The sequence below is a fragment of the Bartonella sp. AU16XJBT genome, from assembly GCF_028618665.1.
Taxonomy (GTDB): Bacteria; Pseudomonadota; Alphaproteobacteria; order Rhizobiales; family Rhizobiaceae; genus Bartonella.
The window spans coordinates 147,182-173,262 of record NZ_JAQITF010000001.1 but is presented as its reverse complement, the minus strand read 5'-3'; the positions used below and the strand labels follow the sequence as shown (position 1 = coordinate 173,262).

The window sequence follows — 26,081 nt, the reverse complement described above, 5'->3', positions numbered from 1 at the left end:
TTAACCCAAGGAAGCATTTTAGTAACGGTAATGGTTTGGTTTATAAGGTCCTTGCGGTGTGACTCCAATATAAGCGGCTTGTTCTTCTGATAAAACAGTTAATTTTATTCCTAACCGATCAAGATGGAGACGTGCAACTTTCTCATCAAGATGTTTAGGCAAAACAGTGACTTCATTTGTATAGTGTTCTGCACGGGTAAAGAGTTCAATTTGCGCTAAAACTTGATTGGTAAACGAGGCCGACATGACAAAAGAAGGATGCCCTGTTGCATTACCAAGATTTAACAACCGCCCTTCAGAGAGCAAAATGATGCGTTTTCCATCGGGAAAGGTGATCATATCAACTTGAGGTTTAATATTTGTCCATGGCAAATTTCTAAGGGCTGCGACTTGGATTTCGTTATCAAAATGACCAATATTTCCAAGAATACACATATCTTTGACTTGTCGCATATGGTCTAAACGGACAACATCTTTATTGCCTGTTGTTGTGATGATAATATCAGCACTGGAGGCAGCATCATCCAAATTAATAACTTCATAGCCATCCATAGCCGCTTGAAGTGCGCAAATAGGATCAATTTCTGTTATTTTAACACGCGCTCCAGCACCCGAAAGAGACGCTGCTGAACCTTTTCCTACATCACCATAACCACAGACAATGGCAGTTTTCCCCGCGATCATCACGTCTGTTCCACGTCGAATACCATCGACCAATGATTCTTTACATCCATATTTATTATCAAACTTTGATTTCGTGACGCTATCATTGACATTAATAGCAGGAAAAGGCAGGAGTCCTTCTTTTTGTAATTGATAAAGGCGGTTTACACCTGTTGTGGTTTCTTCGCTTACCCCTTTAATTGCTGCGCGCTGTCGTGTAAAAAATCCTGGCGTTGCATCCATACGCTTTTGGATTTGTTTGAAAAAAATTTCTTCTTCTTCTGTTTTAGGATGCGAGAGGATATCTTTATTTTGTTCTGCACGACTTCCCACTAAAATATAGTTTGTAGCATCTGCTCCATCATCTAAAATCATATTGGAAGGATTACCATCAGGCCATTGGAAAATGGCATCTATATAAGTCCAATATTCTTCCAATGTTTCACCCTTAACAGCGAATACAGGAATACCCGTTGCGGCAATAGCTGCTGCTGCATGATCTTGTGTGGAAAAAATATTGCTAGAGCTCCACCGTATATCGGCGCCAATCGCTTTTAATGTTTCAATTAAAACAGCTGTTTGAATTGTCATGTGCAATGAGCCAGAAATGCGCGCACCGCGCAAAGGTTGACTGGAGGAAAATTCCTTTCGACAAGCCATCAAACCAGGCATTTCAGTTTCAGCAATATCAAGTTCTTTACGACCATAAGCGGCAAGGGCAATATCTTTGACAACAAAATCTTGAGCTGTCATTCTTTATTCCTTTAAAATCAGTTTTTCCAAGACGGTAGGAGAAATTAAAAAAAAATGCAAGACAAGAAGAAGACTTCTTTATGTGAAAAAGCTCTTTTAAAATCTCCATAAATTTGTGTAACAAATAGGCATTTATGAAGCTGAGTCATGATGTGACGAATAGGACAAGAAATCTCAGGATAAGTCTTATTATAAAAACAAAATTTTATTCTTTTTACGGAACGTTAAAGCTTTTAAAAATCTTCAGAGGGATACCTTTTAAAGAATAAACATGATGCATTGCTTCACAGTTTTTATATTGATTTTTTTATGGGATAAACAAAAATAGTACACTTTTATTCTACTCACTCATGCGGTTGTTTAAAAAAGGCATTATGATCTTGTTTCGTTTGATTATTAAGCTTTAGTAAAATAATATAATGCAAAGCCATATGTTGTTGTCTTTATATTTATGAACAGACAATCTCAGCATAGGTTTTTCTGAATTCCTATGGTGCATTATGCTCCTACATGAGGATAGTTTGTAAGAGATGTTTTTTTCCTGTTTTCAATAATTTTTTTCAAAAGACTGTAAATATGCGAGAAAACACTTTTTATGATATCAATGGAGCATTTAAAATGCAAAAACATCAATCTATTGAACACTCTGATTTTAAAATAGCGAACAACAAGCTATGAATTATAAATCAAATAATTAACTCAGTTTTAGGAGAATTTATTTTAGACGAGTAAATTTTGGGAAAATTGACCATGTGGACGAAATCTCCAGAGATAACTTGGCAAAAATGCAGCTATTGCTCTAGGAGTAATTCCCACACCTTCTAAAGTATATCCATTTTCAATAGCTTCTTGTGAAACAATGTTATCCATTTGCAAAAAGCGTATCTGATTGGCTGTTACAAGTGTCGGTATAAAAGGTAATTTACCGATTGTTCCTAAAACTCCTCCAATCAATAGACCAGCAGAAAGAGGCATGGATAGGATTGTTTTTTTACGGTGAATAATTTTGAGTATATTTTCAAGAGCATTTTGGAAGGTGATAATTTGGGGACCACCAAGATCATAATTTTTTCCCCAAGCAACCTGTCCATCTAAAGCGCGTGCGAGAAATTCGGCAACATCACCAACATACACGGGTTGCAATTTACTTTGTCCCCCTCCAAAAAGAGGCATAATGGGTAAAAAACGTGACAAATCTGCTAAGGTGTTAAAGAAACAATCTTCTGGTCCAAAGATAACAGATGGACGCATAATAATTGCTTGAGGATGCTTGTTATGAATGATTTGTTCACCCATAAACTTAACATGCGCATAAAGACATGAAGCGTTTTCATTAGCTACAAGCGTTGACATATAGATGAGTGGAATATCAGCTTCTGCTGTTAATTCAGCAACATTGTAAGCACCATCAATTTGTGTGCTTTTAAAATTCGATTGATTTGCTTGTTTTAAACTACCAGGCAAAAACACTGCCGCATCAGCTCCAAGCAATGCGCGTGCAACAGATGCACGATGCTTGATATCTGTTTTAAGCATTTGGGTTTGTCCTACTTCTCCTATTTGGAGCATGTAATAAGCTTTTTGTGGACAACGAACAGCAATACGAACGCGATATCCCCGCTTCGTCAAAGTTTCAACGACATGGCGCCCTACAAAACCAGATCCGCCAAAAACAGTAATAAGTTTAGGATGTTGATAAAGTGCACAATCAAATTGCATGATTAAAAAGTCTATCTTTCAAAGCTTTAAAAATAGCCGATTTTTAGCACGGTGGTGTTTTATTGTCACGCAAAATATCACCCGCAAGGTAAAGGGAACCTCCAATAAGGACAATAGCCTCTTTATATTCGACCTTAATTTTATGCAAAGCATCTTGTAGATGTGCTTGTGGGGACGCAAATATTCCTGCTTTTTGGGCTGATTCAGCTAAATTTATTGGACAGATACTGGCGTTATTGTCAATAAGCGGTATCGTATATATTTTATCGACAAGGTTCGCTAAAGGACGAAAATAACCCACAGCATCTTTGGTATTGAGCATGCCAGCAATCATAATAATGGGACGATCTGTTTTTTTTCTCCATTGTGTAAGTTCAGCTGCAATAACTTTTCCAGCAGCAGGATTGTGACCACCGTCTAACCATAAATCAATATTAGGAGACAGTTGATCAACCAAGTGTCCCTGGGTAAGGTGTTGCATCCGCGCGGGCCAATAAATATTTTTCAAAGCGTCATTTATGGCTTGTTCTGAAAGTTGAAAACCTGCTTGATAGACTGCTTCAAGAGAAGCACCAGCATTGGCAACTTGGTGGTCTCCAATAAGGTTAGGAAGAGGAAGATCCATGAGACCTTGATTATTTTGAAAAACCATACGTCCATGTTCTTTATAGCTTTGATAATCTTGATCAAATAGAGAATAAGGTGCTTTATTTTTATCGGCAAGGGATATTAAAGTAGCAAGAGTTTCTTCATAATTTTGCTTACCGATAACCACAGGAACGTTTGGTTTGATAATCCCCCCTTTTTGAAAAGCGATTTGAGCAATTGTGTTTCCAAGAAAGTTCTCATGATCATAATCAATGGGCATAATAAGCGATACAGCTGGTTTGTTAACGACATTGGTAGCATCAAAACGTCCTCCCAACCCAACTTCTAAAATGACAACATCAGCTGGATGTATACTAAATAGCATAAAGGCAGCGGCTGTAAAAATTTCAAAAATAGTAATCGGCTCTTGACGGTTTGCTTTTGTAATTTCACGGATTGTTTCAGCCAATAGGCTCTCTGTAACAAGTTGACCACCTCCTTTTTGACCTAATCGGCAGCGTTCATTCCAGTTGACGAGATGAGGTGAGCTGTACACATGAACGGAGTAGCCAGCACTTTCTAAAAGAGCACGACAAATTGCTGAGGCAGATCCTTTGCCATTTGTTCCAGCAATGTGAATAACAGGGCCAAGTTTTAAATGTGGATTGCCAAGATGCTCTAAAAGGCGAACAATACGCTCTAAAGAAAGATCAAATTTTTTCGGATAATTCTTTAGTAAACCATCCACCACCCTTTGTACTTGACTTTGTTGCATAAATTTAAGCTACTTTTGTTGTAGAAAGCGATGTTTTAGAATCTGTAGGAGATGGGTTGGAAGGGTTAACAAAAGCAGGATGTTTCATCATTAAGCGTAAAAGACGTGCAATGGTTGTTTTCATTTCTAAACGCGATACAACCATATCAATCATACCATGTTCGAGCAGATATTCACTACTTTGAAAACCTTCTGGTAGAGTTTCGCGTATCGTTTGTTGAATCACACGTGGACCAGCAAAACCAATCATAGCGCCGGGTTCGGCAATGTGAATATCACCAAGCATGGCGTAAGAAGCAGTAACACCACCGGTAGTTGGATTGGTTAGAACAACAATATAGGGAAGTTTTGCTTCTTTCAGCATTTCAATCGCTACTGTTGTACGGGGCATTTGCATCAGTGAGAGTGTTCCTTCTTGCATGCGTGCACCACCAGAAGCAGCAAAAAGAACCAAAGGACACCTTTCAGCAATGGCAGTATCAAAAGCTTTGATAATAGCTTCCCCTGAAGCCATACCGAGAGACCCACCCATAAAGGCGAAATCTTGAACGGTTGCAATAATTGGTAAGCCTTCAATAGTGCCGCGTGCACTTAAAATATTGTCATCAACACCAAGTTTAGAACGATAATCTTTTAACCGGTCAATATAGCGTTTTTCATCGCGAAACTTTAAAGGATCTGTGACAACTTTTGGATTTTCAAGAGCTGTATAGACACCATCATCAAAAAAATGCATGAGACGATTTTTGGCACTGATACGCATATGATAGCCAGAATTGGGAGCCACAAATTGATTGGCTTCCAGATCTTTATGGAAGATCATTTCACCACTGGTAGGATCTTTAATCCATAGATTTTCTGGAATCTCACGGCGCCCCAATATAGAGTTAATTTTAGGACGAACATAATTTGTAATCCAGTTCATCTTTATAGCCTTCCTTTAAATATTACACATCTTTTGCATGATTTGAAATAATATAGAACTTAAGCAGTTACATTTGCTTTTCCGGCTGAACAAAAGAGTCTATTTAATACTTTTATCCGCACACGTATAGCTCTAACTCCATTGTTTTTTTATTTTTAATATTTCCAATGTCATAAAAATCATATGCACGAAGAGCATTCCCTATAACAAATTTCTAAAAAACTTTAAGGACTTACATGTTTTTATTCTTTGACTTTGGTATTAAAACTCATCTCTTACGTTGGTTAACAAACGGCTTATTTTCTTTTAATAAAAATGACTCTCCAATTAATCATTAATATCAACAGTCTTAAAGCAAAGAAACCTTATAATATAAAACCTTAACAAGGCTATACTCATCCATTAAAGATAATGGATATGATAACGTTATGTTAGCGAAACGCTAACACCAGAGCAAGATTTTTTTCAAACGGTTTTCTTAAAGCGCGCGTTTCACATAAAATAAAGCGCCCCAAAAATATCATTTTTATTATGTATCCATACATTGCTAGATTTGATAGTCTCACATATTTCAAAAATTCTTTCATGATAATGCCTATGAAGAGTATAACCTCTCCATGAAAGGTATAAGATTTATATGTTTTCCCATTTTTATTGAAATAAAAGGAATAAACCGATAGCCTTATACTCTTTACCAACTTCCAATGTGACAATAATTCTTGCATTGAGAGGGGGCATGAGAGGTGTTGTATGCCTTTTTAAAAGTGCTTTTATCCACACGACCGTTCCCGTTTATGACATCTCAACAAACGATTTTAATTGATTCAGTATGAATAGGGTTAAAGTGAGAAATCCTTATGATATTTAGTTTTTTACGCATGTCATAAAATGATAAATTATCATTATAAATCAAAATATTGATTTTAGAAAAGGTAAAACATAAGATTTTATATTATGCTTTCTTTGTCTCGCAAGTTTTGTTAAGTTTAAAGTTCAAGGAACATCATTTTTGAGTGATGCGTGCTATGGTCTTTTGGGAAAGCATTTTGTGTAAATGTGTCATAAAGGCAGCTGCAAAGAGCGGTGTGGCTAAATTAAGAATGGGAATCGAAACAAAAACCGCAATCAACAATCCAGCGCCAAAAACCGTTGTATAATGAGTATGTAAAAAAGCACGCGCATCTTGCTCTGTCCGAAAACGGTAAGCAGCAAACAAGAAATATTCATGACCAAGCAAGTAACCATTAATAACATAAAAAGCAATCAAATTAACACCTGGTATGAAGAATAAAATAAAAGCAATTCCATTCCCAAGAAGGCTTAAAATAACAAATTTAAAGGAGAGGATAAGAGAACCCCCAAATGGCATAGCTTGTCCCATAGGCTCATTTGGATAATCTTCCTTTTCAATGATTTCAGCAGCAGAGTCAATGAAAAAACCACCTATCATAGCTGTGATGGGAGCAATAAAAAAAGCTAACAAAAGAGCCAAACCAAGATTGAAGATGATAAGCATGCTAAATCCCAACCACCCTGCCCAACTTGGGAGACCAGGAAGAAACTGAGAAACCCAAGGCCAAAAGTAAGACACAAAAAGTTGGTGCACACATAACCATAAAATGGCGAGCACAAAAAAAGTAACTCCCAATGCTTTCAGTATCATAATGCTATATTGTGAGGTCAGAAGACGTTGTAAAGCACGATAGGCAGCAGTAAAAATCATAGATTAATAAATTAAGGAAAGAAGCAAAAAAAAACAAGAAATATATTTAGATGAGTGTATTGCGTAATTTTTTCTTTCTTGAATTACAAGAACTATTTTCAATAACACTAAGGAAATACATCGATATTGTTTTGTAAAAAAGAGGATTTTTTACCTTTATATATTATTCCAATCAGGATAAATTCTTCTTATAGAATGGATAAAATAAAAAAATAACGAAGGCTTCTTCGTTTAAAATAAAATTTGAATCAATAGAAATTTTGCTTTTAAAAAACTGAGAAGAATTTAAGAAGCAGCTGTTGTAGAAGAGATTTTAAATATTTTTGTACAGAGTTTAGCTAATTGCGTTTACATGATATATCTAAAAAATTAAGGTGGTAAAAGATAGTGAGGAGGAGTTTTTTTACTTCCATTTATCCAGTATCGCTGCCTAATTTCATTTATCTATAGCCTTATTTGTTGTGCACGATTCCTAATATTCTGTACTTTTCTATCGCTTGGCGTGGCGCGTCTTGGCTCTTGCTTCTATTCAAAACAATATTGAGGTTAGTGAAATAAGGGTAAAATTTACATATTCGTTATGGAGATATTCTGATTTTGGGCAACAGAATGACTCATGTGACATCGCAATAGGAAAAAAACTTCAAACGATTAACACTACATATTTCATAACAAGCAGTTTTTTGAGAAAAAGCAAAGAGAGGGAGATATCACTGATGATTAAAAATGATGAGATTTTAAATTTTAAGAGCTATAAGTGCAATAAAGTAAGCGTTCATTGAAGCATCTTTCATACAAATGGTGCACTGGAGCAAATAATTTTTAGATAATAACACCTTTCATTTATGAAGAGAATTTATCATCTTCAACTTGAATGAAAATCCCAAATATAGAGATATTTTCTTAAATCTTCATCGTTAAAATCAAAAAAATCATTTATTTACACATTATAAATAGGAGCAATATGGGGATAAAAACATTTAAGAAAGAAAATGCTTTTGATAAATTCTCCCCAGTGCAGGGCTTTCGTAAAGTTGAAGACTAAAAAATGATGGTTTCAGCTTCTCTTTTTGTAAGCTAGAGAGACAGTGGTGAAAAAGACTCTATTCTTGATAAAAGCTAGGGTAAGAATAGGATTTTTTTAAGAAACATCTCTCAATGCCCACCACACCCCTGTCACAACAGCGCTTGTGAAATGGTATAAGGATAAAGCTCCTATAAATGCTATAAAACTTATAGAGCGTCTCTCTCTTTACGCTTAACAAAAGAGCACGCCGGCATCATCTCTTTACCTTCAATGTTGCGACAAGTCCTTAGCCCTTAAAACGGTTCATTGTAGGGGTTTTTAGTCCTTTCTTAAACACTTAATATTCATGCGGCTATCGTTGCTAACGTGCAAGAAAATGGTTTTCATTGATTCAATATACATGGATTTTAAATGAGAAGATCTTACGATATTCGGGGTTCTCATTCAAGTTGAATAATGTTAGATTATCATTATAAATTAATACGTTATCCAATCTAGTCGAGATGTATAGACATCTTCATGGATTCAAAAGTTCAGTTCTTATTTTTGAGATATTTTAATAAGGTGTTTGAAGAGTTATTATTTGAAAAATGGGGTATCTTTTCCTTATGAGGATTAGGCATTTGGGGGGGTAAAAAATGATACGATTATGTTTGCTAATTTTTGCGCTACGTGTTGTTTACGCATAGGGGGCCATTGTTCAACTTTTTCTTTGCTCACAAGATAAACTTGATTTGTATCAGCACCCATGACACTTGTACCATCTGGTTGAAGAGAAATATCATTAGCAAGAATGAAATCAGCGCCTTTTTCAACACATTTTTTTTGCGCATTGGCAATAATATCACATGTTTCAGCAGCAAAACCAATGACCAGTGAGGGGCGGTTTGGAGCGTGTCCAATCGTTGCTAAAATATCCGGATTTTCGACCATATGGAGGGATGGTGGTGTTTTATGAGCATTCTTTTTAATTTTGTGTAAAGATTGCGTTTGACTGCGCCAGTCACAAACTGCGGCAACAAAGATGGCACCATCAGCAGGCAATGATTCTTGAACGGCTTGTAACATCTGTTGTGCTGTTTCAACATGAATAGTTTTTACTTCTTGTGGGTCTGCAAGATTAACAGGTCCACAAATAAGTGTTACTTTTGCCCCCAAATGCGCAAGAGTGGTTGCAATGGCGTGGCCTTGTTTACCTGAAGACCGATTAGCAAGATAACGCACCGGATCAATAGGTTCATGGGTAGGGCCAGAGGTAACGATGAAATGGCGGCCAGAGAGAGGTTTTTCACGCACATCCAAAAGAGCCTCTATGGCAGCGACAATGGTTAAGGGTTCACTCATGCGCCCATAGCCTGTTTCGTCACGTTCAGCCATATTTCCGATTTCTGGTCCGATAATATGAACGCCATCTGCGCGCAATTGTGCAACATTGCGAACAGTGGCTGGATGCGCCCACATAGCTGGATTCATAGCAGGCGCGATTAAAAGTGGACAGCGTGCTGCTAAAAGGACGCAATCGGCTAGATCATCTCCTATGCCATGGGCTATTTTGGCTATGCGATTGGCTGTAGCAGGGGCTAAAATAATGAGGTCAGCATCCCGTGCTAGGCGGATATGTCCGATATCATGTTTTTCTTCGCGTGAAAATAAATCAGTATATACAGTACGACCGTTGAGGGCTTCAGCGGCTAAAGGCGTAATAAATTTTTGTGCTGCTTTTGTCATAATAATGTTTAAGCGTGCTCCACGCTCTTTTAAACGACGAATAAGATCAAGCGCTTTATAGGCCGCAATACTTCCACCAATAATAAGAAGGAGTGATTTTGATTGCAATGATTGCACTTCAACGGCACTTACATGAGAGGGGTGTCTGGTGAAAGTGGTGGGATTACTTAAAAGACGGCGCACTTCTTCTTCCATAGAAATGCCATTTTGTGCGGCACGTACGCGCAAAGCTTCTTTAATTTCAGGAGAGAGATTACGAATAGTAATACTGGCCATAAAATACCTCCAATAAACAAAATGATTGCAATGATTTCATTATTGGTATTTTTAGCATATTAAAGAGATTAGAAAAGATGAAAAAAGTAAAAAGTGAAAAAAACGCAACAAAGTGCAATGATAAATAGGCTATAACGACCATAACGGTTTCTACGACTTTGTTCAGCGGCAAGTTGTTTGAGGGTAGCAGGAGAAAGATTAAAACCTGTTGTTCTCATTTGATTGAAATCTTCTTCTATACGTTGGAAGTTTTGTACCAGTTGTGGTGTTTTGCGTGCCAGGGAAAGGAGAGCTTGCGCTCCTTCACTAAAGTCTTTTGCAACGCCTACGGGTCCTAAATTTTTACTAATCCATTCTCTGACAACGGGTTCAGAAGCTTTCCACATATTAAAACTAGGATCTAATGTGCGGGCAACACCTTCCACAACAACCATTGTTTTTTGCAGTAATAGAAGTTCGGGTCGCGTTTGCATGTCAAACAATTCAGTGACTTCAAACAATAATGTGAGCAACTTAGCCATGGAAATGCTTTGTGCTGATTGTCCGTGAATTGGTTCACCAATCGCACGATTGGCTTGTGCAAAGCTTTCAATATTATGGTGTGAAGGGACATAGCCTGCTTCAAAGTGGGCGCGGGCTACCCGATGGTAATCGCGCGTAATAAAGCCGTAAAGAATTTCAGCCAAAAAATGCTTTTCTTTTTTTCCAAGCCTTCCTGTAATGCCTAGATCAACAGCAACAATACATCCATCTGAGTCTACAAATAAATTACCAGGATGCATATCGGCATGAAAAAAACCGTCACGCAATGTGTGGCGTAGAAAAGACTGAATAAGCGTAATGGCAAGAGCCTGTAGATCAAAACCTGCTTCTTTGAGTTTGGAAATTTCGGATATTCTTATACCATCAATCCATTCCATGGTAAGAACATTTCGCCCTGTCCGTTCCCAATCAATACGAGGAACCCGAAAACCTGTATCCTGTTGAATATTTTCAGCCATTTCAGATATAGCTGCTGCTTCTAAGCGTAAATCCATTTCAAGGCGTGTTGTTTGTGCTAAAGTATCCACCACACGAACAGGACGTAGCCTTCGAGAGGCAGGGATATAACGCTCTTGTAAATGCGCAATGAGATAGAAACCTCTAAGATCTTTAGAAAAACGCGCTCTTATATTGGGACGAATGACTTTTACGGCACATTTTTTCTTATGACCGGTTTCATCAATATATTCAGCAGGATGAACCTGAGCAACAGAAGCGGCGGCAATGGGAGGATAAAAATTTATGAATAAATCATCAATAGAGCGACCAAGAGAACTTTCAATTTGAGCAATAGCGGCGGTGCAAGAAAATGTTTGGACACGATCTTGTAGTTGTGACAAATCGTCTGCAACATTACGTCCGACAATATCAGGTCTTGTGGCAAGAAATTGACCAAGTTTTATGTAAGAGGGTCCAAGCTTATTGATGGCATACGAAATATTTTCAGATCGCTGTTTCTTTTTCGTTTTGCGTCGTGCTAATGCCCCCGCTATACGATGACATAATGCTGGAAATCCTTGAAGATCGTCGTGAGGCAGAGCACTTAAAACACCTTCACGTGTTAAAATCCACCCTGCACGCATCAATTGAAAGTAGGGAGAAATTTGCACCATTTTTAAATTTTCCAACCTGAATGCAGTGCTGCAATCGTACCGGTGAGATTGCGGTACGATACGCGCGAAAATCCTGCTTGCTTGATCATATGGGCAAAATCATCTTGTTTAGGAAACTTGCGAATAGATTCAACCAAATAACGATAAGCATCACCATCATTTGCAATAAATTGACCCAGCTTAGGGATAGCATGGAAAGACCAAAGATCATAAATTTTATCGAGCCAAGGCATCTCAACATTTGAAAATTCTAAACATAAGAAACGTCCACCGGGCTTTAAAACGCGAAAAGCTTCTCTAAGAGCTTGATCAATATGAGGAACATTGCGAATTCCAAAAGCAATCGTGTAAGCGTCAAAGCTTTGGTCTTCAAAGGGGAGATGTTCTGCATTGGCTTCAACAAAATCAATCAGAGGAGCAAGACCATTTTTTTGTGCGCGTTGTTTGCCAATGCTGAGCATAGAACCATTAATATCAAGCACCGTAGCATGGGCTTTTTGACGTGAAGCCTTAAGGATGCGAAAAGCAATATCACCTGTACCACCAGCGACATCGAGAACTCTCCAATGAGAAAGCGCTGGTGGAGAAAGCCATGCAACCATAGAATTTTTCCACACACGGTGTAGCCCTAAGGATAAGATATCATTCATCTTGTCATAATTTTCAGCAACAGAATGAAACACCCCATCGACCATGGATTGTTTTTGTGTTTCATCAACTCTTGTAAAACCAAAAGAGTGCTCCATACCCCCTTTGGCTCCTACACGTTCTGTTTCGGTTGCCATGTATATGACCTTCCTTATTTTTCTTTTATCGTAAATGAAATAGAGAGGTAATGTTCAAATACGAAAAAACAACGTATAAAACTGCGATGTTTATACAGCCCAAAACAAAAGAATACCTTTAGATATCAAGATTGGCAACGCTTAAGGCATTGTCTTGAATAAAAATACGTCTAGGTTCAACTTCATCACCCATGAGACGAGAAAAGAGTGAATCTGCATCGGTTGCATCATTAATTTTTACTTGTAAAAGAGAACGCGCATTGGGATCAAGCGTTGTTTCCCAAAGTTGTTCAGCATTCATTTCCCCAAGACCTTTATAACGTTGAAGAGTAATACCCTTTTTACCGTTTGTAAAAATGCTCTCTAAAAGGCTCATAGGTCCAAAAATACGCTCTGTTTTATCTTTGCGGCGTAAAAGAAGGGGAGGATGATATATATCGTTAAAATTTTGGGAAATGCGATCAATTTGACGTGCATCGGTTGAGTTTATAAGTCCTACATCAAGCGCGATAACATCTTTAACGCCACGCAAAATACGCTCAAAACATAAACTTCCATCTTCTATATATTGTCCACTCCAACCCTGTTCCATATCATCAGCAATCAGATTAAGGCGGTGTGCGACAGCCTCTGCTATTTTTTGCGCTTTTTCTTGTGTTGTAAAGGCTTCAGGGTTAAAAGCGCCAACAATGGCTGCTTGCTCAACAATATTGCGGTCATAACGGGTATGAAGACCATTTAAAAGTTGACGGAATACACGGGCATCTTTCGCGAGTTGATATAAATCAGCCCCTGCACGAACTTCTCCCGTTGAAAGTTCGAGGGTTGTTTCTTCTAGTCCCGTATCGATCAAGAATTCTTCAAAGGCTGCTTCATTTTTAATATATTGAGAAGATTTTCCACGCGATACTTTATAAAGAGGTGGTTGAGCAATATAAAGATGTCCACGTTCGATTAACTCGGGCATTTGTCTAAAAAAGAAAGTGAGCAGCAGAGTACGTATATGGGCTCCATCAACGTCCGCATCTGTCATGATAATAATCTTATGATAGCGTAATTTATCGGGTGAAAATTCATCTTTACCAATAGACGTTCCAAGAGCTGTAATCAGTGTTCCGATCATATCAGATGAGAGCATGCGGTCGAAGCGAGCTCGCTCAACATTGAGGATTTTTCCGCGGAGAGGTAAAATTGCTTGATTTTGACGTGAGCGTCCACTTTTTGCTGAACCACCAGCCGAATCTCCCTCGACAATAAAGATTTCTGATTTTGCAGGATCACGCTCTTGGCAATCGGCAAGTTTTCCTGGCAGAGAAGTGATATCAAGCGCTCCTTTTCGCCTTGTGAGTTCACGTGCTTTGCGTGCAGCTTCACGTGCTGTTGCAGCTTCCACCACTTTACTAATGAGAAGCTTTGCTTCATTAGGATGTTCTTCCAGCCATATTGAAAGACCTTCATTGACCAAATTCTCAACAATAGGGCGCACTTCAGAAGAAACCAATTTGTCCTTTGTTTGTGAAGAAAATTTAGGATCAGGAACTTTGACAGAAAGAATAGCTGTTAATCCTTCACGGCAATCATCACCGGTTAAATTCACTTTTTCTTTTTTGGCAATTCCTGAAGATTCGGCATAACCATTAATTTGACGTGTAAGAGCACTTCTAAAACCGATTAAATGCGTTCCACCATCACGCTGAGGAATATTATTGGTAAAACACAAGACTTTTTCATGGTAGGAATCATTCCACCATAGGGCAACATCAACGCTCATACCATCTTTTTCACTTGCAATGTAAATAGGAGTATCTAAGAGCGCTTTTTTTGATTGATCAATATATTTGACAAACTCTGTCAATCCGCCTTCATAATGTAATTCAACGGATTTAATGTCAGCATGACGCTCGTCAATAAGAAGAATATGAACCCCAGAATTTAGAAAGGCCAATTCCCGTAAACGACGCTCTAAAGTTTCAAAGTCAAACTCAACCATAGTAAAGGTTTCAGAGCTTGGTAAAAATCTAATTTCTGTTCCACTTTCTTGATCACAATCGCCAACAACTTTTAATGGAGCATCAGCCACCCCATGAGTAAATGATATTTCATGAATTTTACCATTTCGTCTGATTTGCAATTTAAGCCAAACAGAAAGTGCATTCACAACAGAGACACCAACACCGTGCAATCCACCTGAAACTTTATAAGAGTTTTGATCAAATTTTCCGCCAGCATGAAGCTGTGTCATGATAACTTCTGCGGCAGAAATACCTTCTGTTGGATGGATATCTGTTGGAATTCCACGTCCATTATCACGAACAGAACAAGAGCCATCAGCATGGAGTGTGACGTTTACAAGAGTTGCGTGACCGGCTAAAGCTTCATCAATGGCATTGTCTACAACTTCATAGACCATATGATGTAACCCAGATCCATCATCCGTATCACCGATATACATACCAGGACGTTTGCGTACAGCATCGAGACCTTTGAGAACTTTGATAGAAGCGGCGCCATAGTCATCGCTTTTTGTCGGTGAGGTTATTTCATCACTCATAAGTTAATCCATTCCTGTGTTCAATTTACAATATTTTATCTGCTTTTTTAAAGCTTAATGTTCTGATCAGTTATTTATGGAATAACCACATTAAACATTTACCGTATATCAGCTCTAGATTCAATATCTGTCGATATATAATGGAGAGAATGATGAAACGATATTATACTATTATACAGTAAAACAACGTTATTTAGGCCAGTCATATAAGATAACTAAGCGCTTCTTTGATATATTTAAGTATTTTTACAGTGCGTGGTGAATATTTAGCGCAGGGTTTATCTGTCTAGCCTTTCGTTAAGTGAGTAGTATGAATGGAAAGACAAAAGAACTTAAAAACGTAATTTATCGAGAGAAGCTGAGTTTGAAGAGTACAAAGTCAAATACCTTGATAATTCTATAAGGTTAATTTCTTTTTATATACTTGTTTGAGAATATTTGAGATCAAAAGTTTAAGCATTTTCAACGGATTTCAAAAAATATACGAAAACGGTTAAAGTTTTTCACAGTTAAAAAAAGAGCAAGAATTTTATTGATGAAACGGAAGATATTTTGGTGAAGTGCGTTAGATAATAATGAAGCGGCGTTGCATATTATCTTTGAAAAATGGGGAAGAGATTTTGAAAATAAGAAAGCCTATACATGTAAAACAGTTTCAATGGCGTTTACGGTATTTTTTACGCCATAATTTATACATTCTTTTTATTCGTATTTTATTTGTAGCAGGGGGATTTTTATTTTTCTCTTACGCAGAAGCTGGGATAGCTGGAAGGCTGCCTTCTTTTTTTGATTCGCATGAACATTTGATACAACCTGATACCACGGATATCATTCGTTTGCGTTTTGTAACAACTTTTGATTTTCCCCCCTTTAATTTTCTTGATCAAACGGGGCATCTTGCAGGTTATAATATCGATTTATTACGTGCTATTTGCTCAAAATTACAATTAGAAAAATTTTGTGAAGTAGAAGTGGTTCCTTGGAAAGAGCTTGTAGAGCATGTCAAAAATGGTGGTGCAGAAGTTATTATTGCGGGTTTAAAAGAAACAAGTCAAACCCAGCAAGATCTTGTTTTTACAAAGTCATATTTGCGCTTTCCAGCGCGATTTGTTGCTTCTCAAAAATTAAATCTCGATGAGCCAATAAGCGATCAATTGGTCCATTTAACCAGTGGTGTTTTGTCTAAAAGTGTTCACGAAAAGCTCTTTCATTATTATTTCCCTAAAGCACAATGGCAAGGATTTAAAGAGAGAGAAGAGCTCTATAAAGCCTTAGAGGAGCATAAAATTGACCTTATTTTTGATGATGGATTTGCTTTATCGTTATGGGGCAAAAATCAAAAATCTGTTGATTGCTGCCATTTTGTTGGAGGGGCATATATGGCACCGCAGTTATTGGGGCAAGGAATGCAGCTTGCTGTTGCAAAAAAGAATGAAAAATTGGTTGATATCCTCAATTATGCACTAAAATCTCTAGAAGAGGATGGTAAGCTTACAGAGCTTTATTTGCGATATTTTCCAGTAAGTTTTTACTGACGAAAAGTTTTTTAGTTCAGAGCTGTTAATCTTTCCGTACCGAGTCGATAGGAGATGGCTTCTGCGAGATGATGGCGTGAAAGATTATCGGATCCATCAAGATCAGCAATCGTACGCGCAACTTTGAGAATGCGATGATAAGCACGTGCAGAAAGATGCATTTTTTCACTCACCTCTCGTAAGAGTATGGCGGCATTTTTATCAGGAATGGCAATTTGTTCTATAATTTTGGCAGGGCAATCGCCATTGGTTCGGATATGGTCAAACCCTAGTGTTGCAAAGCGTTGAGCTTGAATAGTACGGCACCGTGCGACACGTTTAGCAACATCGCAGCTTTTTTCTGATTGCTCTGGTTGCATAAGGTCCATCGCTGTCAAAGCAGGAACATCAATCCGTAAATCAATTCGATCGAGCAGCGGACCAGAAATACGGGATTGATAATCGATTTGACAGCGTATTCCTTTAGCACAAACATGGCCTTTTTCACCTGCCATACCACATCGGCAAGGATTCATTGCGGCAATGAGTTGGAAGCGAGCAGGATAGCTGATATGATGATTAGCGCGGGCTATAACCGATTCTCCACTTTCTAAAGGTTGACGAAGGGAATCAAGAACCTGCGGAGAAAATTCAGGCAACTCATCAAGAAATAATACGCCATTATGGGCAAGAGAGACTTCTCCTGGTCGTCCTTTAAGCCCCCCACCAATCATTGCAGCCATGGAAGCAGAATGATGTGGAGCACGAAAGGGGCAATGAAGTGAAATGGTATTATGGACTGTTTCTCCTGTAATAGAAGCAATTAGAGAGACATCTAAAAGCTCACGACTATCAAGAGGGGGTAAAATAGAAGGTAAGCGTTGCGCCAACATAGATTTTCCAGCTCCAGGAGGGCCAACAAACAAAAGGTTATGGCGTCCAGCAGCACAAACTTCTAAGGCACGTTTGGCTGTTTTCTGTCCTTTGATTTCGCAAAGATCTGGAAGTTCAGTTTCAATAGTATATTGGCGCGGTTGTGGACGTTTTTGAATTTGGGTTCCTTTAAAATGATTGACGATAGTGAGAAGAGTCTCTGGGGCAAGAATATTTATTTCTGCATTTGCCCATGCGGCTTCAGGTCCACATTGAAAGGGACAAATCAGTCCTTTATTGAGTGATACAGCTGTCATGGCAGCTGGTAAAACCCCGTTGATGGCAGTCAGTGAACCATCCAGTGACAATTCGCCTAAAATGACATAATCTTGCGCTACGTCGGGAGGGAGAATTCCCATAGCAAGCATTAAGCCTACGGCAATTGGCAAATCATAATGTGATCCCTCTTTAGGCAAATCAGCTGGTGCAAGATTAATCGTAATTCGTTTGGTTGGCATAGAAAGCCCACAAGCATGGAGGGCTGCTTGTACACGTTCACGGCTTTCTGCGACTGCCTTATCGGCTAATCCAACAATAGCCATTCCTATTTTACCGGGCGAAATCATAACCTGTACATCGACAGGAACTGCTTCTAGACCGCGAAAAGCAACAGTTGTAATACGTGCGATCATTGATCTCCCCCCTTTAGACTTGGGAGAGACAATCATATCTACGCATAAAAATCAAGAAGCATCTCTATGGTTTTTTAAATGGAGAGATCTATATACGTACGCAGATTTTTGTAGCGTTCTCATGGCAAGTTATTTGTACAAATTTAACCATGATAATATGGAGCGCAATAAAACATTTATAATAAGCTAAATGAATATGTTAAGAAAAAGGAATGAGGCTGTTTGTATGACATAACAGAGCAGAATTTTGTGAAGATATGAGGGGAGGGTGACGTTATGTATCGCAGAGTGTTATTTGATGTGATAAAACGTGTAAAGTATGCAAAGTAGTTATATTTACCTTTCTTATTTTATATTATTTAAAAGTGTAGTAGATGCAAGTGTATTAAAGGTATCTGATTTATGGTATCCAAAACAAGAATTTTGTTAAAATCAGGAACTGTACGCTGTGTATTTATAGGCTTGTGTTTCGTTTTTGCTTTTCCACAGCCACTTGCTGCATTTGATTTTTTCGGCATCCCTATTTTTGGTCAAAAGAAAAAAAAATCTTCTTCACAGTATGTCAAAAGTACAGAGAGATTTTATAAAGTTGATATTATTACACCACCAGGAGCGCCATTAGAAGGTATAAAAATAGTTAAATCTGTCTCTTCTCTTTTTGCAGATAAAGAGAAAGCATCTGCGAGTTCTTCTGGTTTGTTAGCCAAAGCGCGTTCAGATTATCGGGCTATTCTTTCTGCTCTTTATGCTGATGGGCGCTATGGGGGTGTTATTAGTATTAAAATTAATGGTTTAGAAGCCGCTGATTTAAGTCCGGTAACTCAACTTCCAGCACAATCAAATATCGTTATTACGATTAATGCTGGTCCACAATATATTTTTAGTATTGCAAATATTGATAAAGTAGCGCCCTATGAAAAACGTAAAGCGCATAAAATGCCCACAATTGAAGAATTGGGCTATAAAGTTGGCGCTATTGCCAAATCTGAAACCATTTTGAAAGCAGAAAAATGGGCAGTCGAAGGATGGCGTCAACAAGGTTATGCTAAAGCTAAAATTATGAAAAGTGAGATCGTGGCTGACCATGCTGCGTTGCGTGTTGAAGGGCGGATTGTTGTTGATCCTGGACAAAAGGCTTATTATGGTCCGCTAACTGTACGTAATATAAGTAAGAAACCACGTGTAGATTCAGCTTATATCGCATGGATGACCGGATTGAAGCCAGGTCAGAAATACGATTCCGATGCGTTAGCTAAAGCAAATGAACGTCTTGCACGCCTTGGTGTTTTTCGTGCTATTAATATACGAGAGGCTGATACCATTAACCCAGATGGCAGTTTACCGCTTACGCTTATTGTACAAGAACGTAAACCGCGTCGTTTTGGTTTAGGGGGTGGTTATTCAACATTAGATGGTGCTGGTTTTGAAGCTTATTGGATGCATAACAATCTTTTTGGTCATGCAGAGATCCTTAAAATTGAAACAAAAATAAATGGTGTTGGCAGAAACAAAAAACAATCATATAATTTTAAGAACTTTGATTACCTTTTCGGTGGTACATTTATAAAGCCGGGTGTACTCACGCCTGATACAGATCTCAGGTCAGAATTAAAAATACAACAAGATGTTCTAGAAAATTATACGACAAAAGCCATCAAAGGGAAATTAGGTATTACACATATTTTCAATAGTAATCTATCGGGACAAGCAGCTATAGAAGTTTCGAATGGTTATTCACGTGATATCTATTTTGGGAGTCGTAATTTTACAACAATTGGTTTCCCTACCGGTTTGATTTACGATAGTCGTAATAATAAGTTCAATGCAACAAAAGGTTTATATGGTGAAGTTTTCATTGAGCCCTTTTATGAGATGCGTTTTAGCAACTTTGTCGCAAAAGTAACGGCAGAAGGTCGTTCTTATTGGGCGCTGGATGAAGGGAATCGTTTTGTTTTTGCTGCGCGGGCAAAGCTTGGTACAATTCTTGGGAATGATACAGCACAAATTCCTGCGGATACGCTCTTTTTTGCTGGTGGTGGGGGCTCTGTTCGTGGTTATGCTTATCGTAATATTGGTATCAAAACGGAAAATGATGCGGTTGTTGGCGGACGAGCGCTTATTGAGGGATCGGCAGAATTGCGTGTTTCTTTAAATGATAAAATAGGATTTGTCAGTTTTCTTGATGGAGGTCTCGTAGGAGAAAAGGCAAAATTTGACTTTTCTCAAAAAATTAAATGGGGAGCCGGTATAGGAGGTCGCTATATGACGGGTCTTGGTCCTTTACGCGTTGATTTAGCCTTTCCTTTAAAGAGAGAGCAGGGTGATCCTCGCATTGGTTTTTATGTAGGTATAGGACAAGCATTTTAATGAAAAAAACTGTACGTTTATTAGCTTTCTTCTTTGGACTTGTGTTTTTTTTGGTCGGTGGTTTTGTTTTTGCACAGAGAGAAGACCGTCTTCCCTCTAGCGAAGAGGCAGCAGATGATCGTTCATGGTTTGTTTCTTTAATTGAACGCAAACTTTCAACACCTAATCGTCAAGTTCGTTTACACAATATACAAGGGACGTTGTCTTCTCAAACATCAATTGATGCTATTACTGTCAGTGATAAAAATGGGGTTTGGCTTAAAATTACCAATGCTAAAATGGATTGGAATCGTCTAACGCTGCTAAGAGGGCGGATGGATATTAATCAGCTTTCAGCAGAACAGGTTACGTTTTTACGCAAACCACAAGGCAATTCTTCTTTTATTTCTTCCCTTGAGACGGGGAGGTTTTCTTTACCAAAATTGCCGCTTGCTCTTTCTATTAATACACTTACAGCTCAACATGTGACGTTTGAACAGAATCTTTTTGGTTTTTCTGCTGATATGTCCTTAGAAGGCAATTTCACTTTGGCGAGTGGTAATCTTGATGTTGATATAACGGCGCATCGTTTAGATGCACCGGGTTCTTTTTCTGTTCTTACCAAGATATCTGAGAACAATCGTACAGCTAAAATTGATATCTCTACTGATGAACCACAAAATGGTATTTTGGCGAATGTTTTTAACATTGAAAAACATCCAGCATTAAATCTCGTCATTAAAGGTGATGGTACTTTTGATGATTTGGTTATCAAACTTTCTTTAGAAGACGATCACCATTCTATTTTAGATGGTCATGTTATTCTCGCAAGTGTTTCAGAAGGACACAGTTTTTCTACGAAACTAGAGGGTAGATTGGAGTCTTTAATACCTGCTCAATATCGTCATCTCTTCGCATCTGATATAACATTAAAAGCAGAGGCAAGAAGAACAAGAGAGGGGGGGACACACCTTGATCAGATGGTTCTTCAGAGCAAAGAAATGAATGTTATCGCCAATGCTGAAATAACAGCTGATGGATTTTTGCGGCGGCTTTTTGTTGATGGCAAAATGGCTTTTGATAACGAAAAAGAGTCCGTTCATTTACCGGTATCAGAGGCGCCAAAACCTGCAAATAATGTTGCTTTAAACATTGATTATGGTCGCGAAGGACAGCAATCTTGGAATGGGAGGCTTGTTGTACATCATTTTAGAAATAAAAATATTTATATTCGCGATGCTGTTTTTGATATGGGGGGAGTAAGCGAAAATCTTGATAATGCGGCTTCTCGTCATGTTGGTGTTCAGGTTAATGGAACGCTTCAAGGGGTTAAAAAGATTAAAGGAACGTTGGTAGAAGATTTAAGCCAAGCGGTTCATATGCATTTAGATACGGATATTGTTTCGCATAAACCAATTTTGATTCATGATTTTAGTGTTACGGCTCAGGGTTTTTCTTCTTGGTTAAAAGGGACAATGGAGCATTTTATTTTTACAGGCGATCTTGGTTTAAAAGCTCAAACATTAGCTCCTTTGGAAATGTTCAGTAAACAACCACTCTCTGGTAATGCAGATATTACAGCCAAAGGAACGATCGGTTTACTGAGTGGCGTTTTTGATTTGAAATTATCAGGAATAGCTGACAATATGAAAATAGGTGTGCAGCCTTTTGATCGTTTATTCAAAGGAAATATCACTCTTTCAGGTGGTGTTGCTCGAAATACGACGGACTTCATTTTACGTCATTTGAATTTGAAAAATCAATATACCAACATACAGGCTAATGGCTATTTTTCGGATGAAAGCGCTAAAATGGACTTATCTGCTCAAATATCTGATCTCGCCAAATTAGATCCGAAGATAAGCGGTGCACTTACCATTCAAGGGACAGCAAGAGGGCGCAATAGCCATATAAAACTCAATACAAGTGCTCATGTTGCTGAAGCGTTGGTTGTAGGGAAAAAACTTCAAAACACAACACTTAATATACAGGTACTTGTAGATAATACAGCACCCGTTACTTCTTTAACGGGGGGGGTAAAAGGTGAAGGAATTTTTGCTCATAAACCTCTGCATTTATCTGCTTCTTTTAAAGATTCTCATAAAATTCGAAAACTTGAAAATATCGATATTAAAGGGGGAAGTGTAAAAATAACGGGTGATCTTTCTCAACAACTTGGAGGCTTTTTGAAAGGAGCGCTGCATATTGATGCTGATGATATTTCAGTACTTTCAGCATTATTGTTGCAGGATGGTAGTGGAAAAGTAAAAGGAGATTTTATTTTTGATGAACAAAATGGCAAACAAAAAGCCCATGTGAAGGCGCACGTTAACCATTTGAATTTTGCCAAGAATAAAATAAAAAAACTGGCAATAGATGCCGACATATTCGATCCTTTTGGTACGACACAGTTTGAAGGCGTTATCAATGCAGAGCATATCCAAACTCCTTTGATAATGGTCAATCGTTTAAATGCTCACGCCAATAGAGATAATGAACAAACGGTTTTTATTGTCCAAGCGATGGTGCATGATGCTCTGAAGGCTCAGCTTTCTGGTCGTGTAATGGGTGTAGAACTTCCAAAAGGCATAAAGCGAGAAGTGCGAATTGAAGCCATAGATTTAAAACAACACCATTTCCATGCAACATTGCCAAAACCGTCGATAATTGTTTTTGATAAAGATGGAATGACAATTAATGAATTAGGAATTGCAATAAATGGCGGTAAAATTACTCTTGCAGGGAATATTCAAGATACCATGAATTTGCAACTTACCGTGGATGCTCTTCCTGCTACTTTGGCCAATCTGTGGAAATCCGATCTTGGAGCAGCAGGGAGTGTAACAGGACAGGTTATGATTCGTGGTCATTTAAAAAAACCTGATATAACCTACGATATAAAAGGTGAGGGACTGACAAGCGTTGCTCTTCAAGATAAAAAAATTATGCCTTTTTCGCTTTCTGCTACGGGAAAAACCTTAGATCAAAATCTTACTTTGAATGCAAGTGTCACAGGAGAAGGAATACAAGCACAAGCTCAGGGGCTTGTATCTTTAGAGAAAGACAAGCTTGATCTCCATATTAATTTGCAAAATTTATCTGCAAGTTTGGCGAATAGTTTTATTGCAGGACAAGCGTTTGATGGGACGGTGATAGGAAAAGTTGATATTGGTGGAACAATGAAGGATCCATCTGCTCATTTTGAGCTTTCTAGTCAAAGTTTAACCGCTATGACGCCTAAAGGACCGATGTCAATCAATATCAATGCTCGTGGTTCTTATAAAAACTCGACATTTCATATTGCAAATATGATAGCAACAGGAGATAAAGGATTAGATTTTTCCATCTATGGGCCTGTTTCTCTTAATGGTTCAGAGGCAAAATTAAACGTTAAAGGGATAATGCCTCTTGATTTTGTTAATCTCTTATTAGCTAAGCGTGGTGCACATATAACGGGCACAGCAAGAATTGATACAGCTCTTAATGGTGCGTTATCAAAGCCACAATTTATTGGAAATATTTCTATAAGTGATGGTAGTTTTTTTGATTCAAAAACCAATGTAGGCTTGAATAATATAACGCTTGAAGGCAAATTAGATGGCGATCATATTCTTATAGAGAAAGCTTCAGCTTCTTCGTTTGAGGGAGGGAAAATTTCTGCTTCAGGTCGTATCTCTAATGATCTAGAGTCTGATTTGATCTTTCATCTTGATAATGCCAATTATAACGATGGTTCTATGATTCTTGCAACATTGTCAGGTGATATGACAATGACAGGTCATTTTCTAAGTGATCTTGTTATTGGTGGTGATATCATCGTTGAAAAAGCTGAAATTCTGGTCCCTGATCATTTTAAAAATGCTAAGTTTCTTGAAGTTAGAAATAAGAATTTAACAAAACCAATTCAAACAACACTTGAACGTGCTGATGTTAAGGGCACGAACAAAAGCCCTAGTGTCACAGAAGAATCGTCATCTGTTGTGCTATCAAATATGCGTATTACAGCACGCAATCAATTTTTTGTACGAGGAAAAGGGTTAGATGCCGAACTGGGAGGACGCATTAATTTAGCAGGTCCATTAAATGATGTGCATCCAGTGGGTGAGTTTAGAATGATTCGTGGACGTTTTGATATTCTCTCACAACGTCTTAATTTTGATCAAGGACAAGCGAGTTTTAGCGGTAATCTTAATCCTACGGTTTATTTTGTAACCAACAATAACAGTGGTGACATTCGCGTCACTGTAACTGTAAGTGGAACGATTGATAATCTTGATATTAATTTTTCTTCACAACCGAATTTGCCACAGGATGAGATTTTGGCGCGTTTGATTTTTAATCGCTCTCTTAATGAACTATCACCATTTCAGATTGCTCAACTTGCGGCGGCAGCAGCTGATCTTGCGGGTGCTTCTAATACATCTTTGTTGAACACTTTACGAACTAAAATTGGACTTGATGATCTTGATGTTATCGTTAATGAAAAGGGTAATACAGGCTTACGTATTGGTCGCTACATACACAATAACATTTATTTAGGCTTTGAAGCAGGGTCTGATGGAACGACGAAAGGCACAATTAATTTGGATATTTCGCGTCATCTCAAAGCTAAAGGTGCTATAGGAAATGAACAAAATTCTAGTATTGGTCTCTTTTATGAAAGAGACTATTAAAGATTGAATTTTTAAAAAACAATTTCTTTATTTTTTGTCTCTCATTTCTAAGGCTGAGGAAGGAAGCCTAGATTAGGAATACACTCAAAGGTGAAGTGTTTATTGCGGTGTGAAGAAAACGATCTAGAATAGTTGATTTTTTGTTTATGGCATACTCTAAAGAAACAAAATCTTCACGAAGGAGAGCATGTTATTTTGCTGATCTATAACTTATTTTAGAGATAAACCTTGTTCTCAAGCTCATTTCATACTGTTGCCTAAAGAGTATAATATATACAACATATTGATTTATAAAGAATAATTTATCGTCATTCAATTTGAATTAGAACTTTGCACTTTGAATGCCGTAAGCTTCTCTCATTCATTGTAAATCTCTTTCATGTTGAATCAATCAAAATCATTCACGTGCATATCATAAGTGGAGAAAGCCGTGTGAATAAAAACTGTACAAGAAATGACTAAAAATGCCTCTTTATGAACCATCTCGAGAGCTAAGGGCTGTCACCAACACCTACGAGTTGGCAAAATAGTGTGAATGGTGCCGGTTTATTACTCTATAAGCGTAAACGATGGAGGTGCTGAATAGATTTGTTGTACAATTTATGGGCGTTGTCGCGAAATGGGCTTTGGGGGAACGTTGAGAGATGTTTCTTTAAAACAAGCCCATGAGTTTGCAATACAATGGCATTTCTATTTCATGGGAAGGACATGTTGCCATTAAAGAACACGATAAACAAAAGCATGAGGCAAGCGTAGAATTCATAAGATATCGATTTTATTTTCAAACGTATTTAAAGCAATATTTTTTAATAATA

At 37.9% G+C, this 26,081-nt stretch carries 14 protein-coding genes; 3 read left to right on the top strand and 11 right to left on the bottom strand.

The window, feature by feature from the left end; translation table 11 throughout:
- Positions 1-18: 18 nt before the first annotated feature.
- The 10 genes from ahcY to gyrB form a co-directional block, all read right to left on the bottom strand.
- Positions 19-1,416, bottom strand: a complete 1,398-nt coding sequence (gene ahcY, locus PVV66_RS00575; protein WP_273717440.1) for an adenosylhomocysteinase — start codon at positions 1,414-1,416, stop codon at positions 19-21.
- A gap of 720 nt (positions 1,417-2,136) precedes the next feature.
- Positions 2,137-3,135, bottom strand: a complete 999-nt coding sequence (locus tag PVV66_RS00570; RefSeq protein ID WP_273717441.1) for a complex I NDUFA9 subunit family protein — start codon at positions 3,133-3,135, stop codon at positions 2,137-2,139.
- A gap of 43 nt (positions 3,136-3,178) precedes the next feature.
- Entirely contained in the window at positions 3,179-4,498 is a 1,320-nt protein-coding gene (locus tag PVV66_RS00565) for a folylpolyglutamate synthase/dihydrofolate synthase family protein (RefSeq protein WP_273717442.1), read from the bottom strand.
- Positions 4,499-4,502: 4 nt separating this feature from the next.
- On the bottom strand, positions 4,503-5,423 hold the full coding sequence (gene accD / locus PVV66_RS00560; RefSeq protein WP_273717443.1) for an acetyl-CoA carboxylase, carboxyltransferase subunit beta: 921 nt from the start codon (positions 5,421-5,423) through the stop codon (positions 4,503-4,505).
- Between the two features lie 651 nt (positions 5,424-6,074).
- A complete protein-coding gene (locus PVV66_RS00555) occupies positions 6,075-6,203 on the bottom strand; it encodes a hypothetical protein (RefSeq protein ID WP_273760942.1) in 129 nt (42 codons plus the stop codon).
- A 223-nt stretch (positions 6,204-6,426) separates the two neighbouring features.
- A complete protein-coding gene (locus PVV66_RS00550; RefSeq protein WP_273717444.1) occupies positions 6,427-7,146 on the bottom strand; it encodes a sulfate transporter family protein in 720 nt (239 codons plus the stop codon).
- A gap of 1,642 nt (positions 7,147-8,788) precedes the next feature.
- Positions 8,789-10,177, bottom strand: a complete 1,389-nt coding sequence (gene coaBC / locus PVV66_RS00545) for a bifunctional phosphopantothenoylcysteine decarboxylase/phosphopantothenate--cysteine ligase CoaBC (RefSeq protein ID WP_273717445.1) — start codon at positions 10,175-10,177, stop codon at positions 8,789-8,791.
- A gap of 68 nt (positions 10,178-10,245) precedes the next feature.
- Positions 10,246-11,832 carry a 2-polyprenylphenol 6-hydroxylase gene (gene ubiB, locus PVV66_RS00540; protein ID WP_273717446.1) on the bottom strand — a complete coding sequence of 529 codons (1,587 nt, stop codon included), beginning with the start codon at positions 11,830-11,832 and terminating at the stop codon, positions 10,246-10,248.
- Positions 11,833-11,834: 2 nt separating this feature from the next.
- A complete protein-coding gene (gene ubiE, locus PVV66_RS00535; protein WP_273717447.1) occupies positions 11,835-12,617 on the bottom strand; it encodes a bifunctional demethylmenaquinone methyltransferase/2-methoxy-6-polyprenyl-1,4-benzoquinol methylase UbiE in 783 nt (260 codons plus the stop codon).
- A gap of 118 nt (positions 12,618-12,735) precedes the next feature.
- On the bottom strand, positions 12,736-15,168 hold the full coding sequence (gyrB, locus tag PVV66_RS00530; protein WP_273717448.1) for a DNA topoisomerase (ATP-hydrolyzing) subunit B: 2,433 nt from the start codon (positions 15,166-15,168) through the stop codon (positions 12,736-12,738).
- 575 nt (positions 15,169-15,743) lie between these two features.
- On the opposite strand from gyrB, the gene PVV66_RS00525 reads away from it, so the two are divergent.
- Complete coding sequence (locus PVV66_RS00525; RefSeq protein WP_273717449.1) at positions 15,744-16,703, top strand: transporter substrate-binding domain-containing protein; 960 nt, start codon at positions 15,744-15,746, stop codon at positions 16,701-16,703.
- A gap of 11 nt (positions 16,704-16,714) precedes the next feature.
- On the opposite strand, the gene PVV66_RS00520 is transcribed toward PVV66_RS00525, so the two are convergent.
- Entirely contained in the window at positions 16,715-18,247 is a 1,533-nt protein-coding gene (locus tag PVV66_RS00520; RefSeq protein WP_273717450.1) for a YifB family Mg chelatase-like AAA ATPase, read from the bottom strand.
- A 402-nt stretch (positions 18,248-18,649) separates the two neighbouring features.
- Here PVV66_RS00520 and PVV66_RS00515 point away from each other — a divergent pair, with 402 nt between their 5' ends.
- On the top strand, positions 18,650-20,614 hold the full coding sequence (locus PVV66_RS00515) for an autotransporter assembly complex family protein (protein WP_273717451.1): 1,965 nt from the start codon (positions 18,650-18,652) through the stop codon (positions 20,612-20,614).
- Entirely contained in the window at positions 20,614-25,266 is a 4,653-nt protein-coding gene (locus PVV66_RS00510; RefSeq protein ID WP_273717452.1) for a translocation/assembly module TamB domain-containing protein, read from the top strand. The genes PVV66_RS00515 and PVV66_RS00510 overlap by 1 nt, the downstream gene beginning before the upstream one ends.
- Positions 25,267-26,081: the final 815 nt, after the last annotated feature.